This is a genomic window from Rhodoplanes elegans, assembly GCF_016653355.1.
GTDB classification, from domain to species: Bacteria; Pseudomonadota; Alphaproteobacteria; order Rhizobiales; family Xanthobacteraceae; genus Rhodoplanes; species Rhodoplanes elegans.
In genome coordinates this window covers 1-2,683 of sequence record NZ_NHSK01000215.1, presented here as the reverse complement: position 1 = coordinate 2,683, position 2,683 = coordinate 1, and the positions used below count along the sequence as shown (strand labels likewise).

At 71.0% G+C, this 2,683-nt stretch carries 3 protein-coding genes; all 3 read right to left on the bottom strand.

The annotated features are described in order from the left end of the window. Positions 1–63: 63 nt before the first annotated feature. The gene (locus CCR97_RS24985; RefSeq protein ID WP_111357976.1) at positions 64–525 is read right to left on the bottom strand and encodes a tripartite tricarboxylate transporter TctB family protein; all 462 of its coding nucleotides are present in this window, start codon (positions 523–525) and stop codon (positions 64–66) included. A 130-nt stretch (positions 526–655) separates the two neighbouring features. Next, entirely contained in the window at positions 656–1,642 is a 987-nt protein-coding gene (locus CCR97_RS24980) for a Bug family tripartite tricarboxylate transporter substrate binding protein (RefSeq protein ID WP_170145898.1), read from the bottom strand. A gap of 53 nt (positions 1,643–1,695) precedes the next feature. Next, positions 1,696–2,439 carry a GntR family transcriptional regulator gene (locus tag CCR97_RS24975; protein WP_111357974.1) on the bottom strand — a complete coding sequence of 248 codons (744 nt, stop codon included), beginning with the start codon at positions 2,437–2,439 and terminating at the stop codon, positions 1,696–1,698. Positions 2,440–2,683 lie beyond the last annotated feature (244 nt).

The following is a 2,683-nucleotide window of genomic DNA, read 5'->3' as shown; positions in this document are numbered from 1 at the left end:
GTCGGGGGTGGGGGGAACGGCCTCAGCCAAGCACGACGCGGTCTCCCAGGTCCGACAAACAAATCAGAACGGCCACACCCCGGCCGGCAGGCCGACGCCCAGGAGCTGATCGAACACGACGTCGAGCGCGAGGCTCGCGCCGCAGCCGAACAGAATCGCGCGCCACCACGGCTGGCCGCCCAGCACGGCGAACAGCACGCTCAGCATCACGGCGACGGTCGGCACGAAGCCGACCGGAATGAAGGTGAGCGCCGCGGCGAGCAGCGTCGCGAGGCACACCGCGGTCTTGCGGTTGACGAGAACCACGGCGGCGCCGTCGTGCTCGCGCACCGCCCGCACCGCGCAGGCGAGCCCGAGCAGAACGAGCGCGAGGCCGAGCACGAAGGGCATGAAGCCCGGCCCGGGATTGCCGACCGAGCCGCGCGGGATCGGCCAGGCGAGCACCGCCAGCGTCACCCCGCCGAGCGCGAGCGCCAGCCCGACCGCCGCATCCCCGGCCCAGCGCGGCAGACTCAGGCCCGACATGGGAGAACCCTCGCATCCAGAGCCGTCATGCCCGGCCTTGTGCCGGGCATCCACGTCTTTGCCGCAAAGGCCGGAAGACCGTGGATGGCCGGGACGAGCCCGGCCATGACGAAGGTGAGGATCCTCCTCATCACTGCGCCTTCCGCTCGATGCCGATCGCCTTGGCGACGGTGCCGAGCGCGTCGAGCTCCTTGCGGATCAGCGCGCCCGTCTCCTTGGCGCCGAGGACGCGCTGGGTGGCGCCCTGCTTCTCCATCACCTCCTTGAACTTCGGCGTGGAGGCGGCCTCCATGAAGGCCTTCTCGAGCGTGGCGAGCACGGCGGGCGGCGTCTTGGCGGGCGCGATGAGGCCCCACCAAAGCACGGTCTCCTCGGCCCCGAGCCCGATGTCGTCGAGACCGGAGGCCTGCGGCAATGCGGGGTTCTTCGCGGCCGAGGTGAGCAGCAGGCACTTCGCCTTGCCGGCCGCGGCATGCGGCAGGATCGGCGGCAGCGAGCCGCCGTAGAACGTGACGTGGCCGCCGAGGAAGTTGCGCGCCGTCTCGCCGGCGCCGCCGAACGGAACGGGGCGCACCTTGGCGCCGACCTTGGCGAAGACGCGCTCGGCGGCGAGCTGCATGGTGCCGCCGAGGCCATCATTGCCGTAGGTGAACTTGCCCGGGTTGGCCTTGATCTGGTCGATCAGCTCCTGGCCGGTGGCGGCCGGGAAGTCCGGCGCCGCGCACAGCACATAGGACGAGTAACCGATCGACATCACGCTCGCATAGGTGTCCGGCGTGTAGGCGACCGTGAGGCTGTGCGGGCTCGTCGTCAGCGGCGAGTTCCAGATGAAGCCGAGCGTGTAGCCGTCCGGCTTCGCCGCCGCGACCAGCGTGGTGCCGACCGTGCCGCCGCCGCCCGCGCGATTGTCGACGATCACCTTCTGCTTGAGGATCGGCTCGACGGCCTCGGCGATCTGGCGGGCGAAGACGTCGGTGCCGCCGCCGGGCGGGGCCGGCACGATCAGGGTGATGGGCCGGGTCGGGAACTCCTGCGCGACCGCCGCGAGCGGCACCAGGGCCGTGGTGGTCAACGCCGTGGTGGCCAGCGCGAGCGCGCCGAGCATGCCTTTGAGCATTGTTTTCTCCCTGATCATGATCTCGTCCGTCAACCCGACGCCTCGCACCGGGCTCATCTGATCTCGACGTCGTAGCTGAAGCGGTCCGCGGGCCCGTGCGAGCGCCGCCATTCGAGCGGCGCGCCGTCGAGCCCGAAGGCGGTGCGGTCGATCACCACGACCGGATCGCCGGCCGCGATGCCGAGCGCCTTGGCGACCGTCGCGGTGGCGCGGCTGAAGGCGATGCGGTCGGTGGCGCGCGCCACCGTGATGCCGATCTCGCGCTCGTAGAGCGGATAGAGCAGCCCGTCGAACTTCTCGGCCGGCAGCGTCGCGAGTGCTTGGAAGCGCGGCAGCGGCAGCGCGATCTCGTCGACGACGAGCGGCTCGCCGTCGACGAGGCGCAGGCGCTTCAGCCACAGCACCGGATCGTCGGCGGTGAGGCCGAGCGCGCGCGCCGCCTCGCGGCCCGCCGCGGCGGTGCGGCGCCCGACCAGCTTCTGGGTCGGCACCACGGGCTTGCCGCCCTTGCCGGTGTGGCGAAAGAAGCGGAACAGCGTGTTGCCGAGGTCGGCGCGGCGCACGAAGGTGCCGCGCCCCTGCTGCCGCTCGAGCAGGCCCTGCTGGACGAGCCCTTCGATCGCCTTGCGCATGGTGCCGAGCGCGACGCCGAACTCGGAGGCCAGATCGCTCTCGGCCGGAATCGCCTCGCCGGGCTTCCAGGCGCCGTCCTGGATGCGCTCGGCGAGCGCGTCCTTGAGGCGCTGGTAGATCGGCAGGCGCTGGTCGGACCCGACGGCGTCGGAAGCGGCGTGCATGGCGGCCTCGGATTGAACGTCGTGGAACGCGGTTGTTTGCGATGCGGACGGCAGGCGAAAGGGCAGCGTGGACGACGGTACGGAACGAACGTGCGGAACGGCGGGTGCGGGTCGGCGATGCGCGGCCCGAAAGGCTCTGGTCAATCGGTCCTATAGAGGAGTATAAGACCATCTGCATTCTCCTGGCAACCGAGCAATGGCCCCCTCCTCCACCGCGCCCGCCGTTCCGCACGTTCGTTCCGTA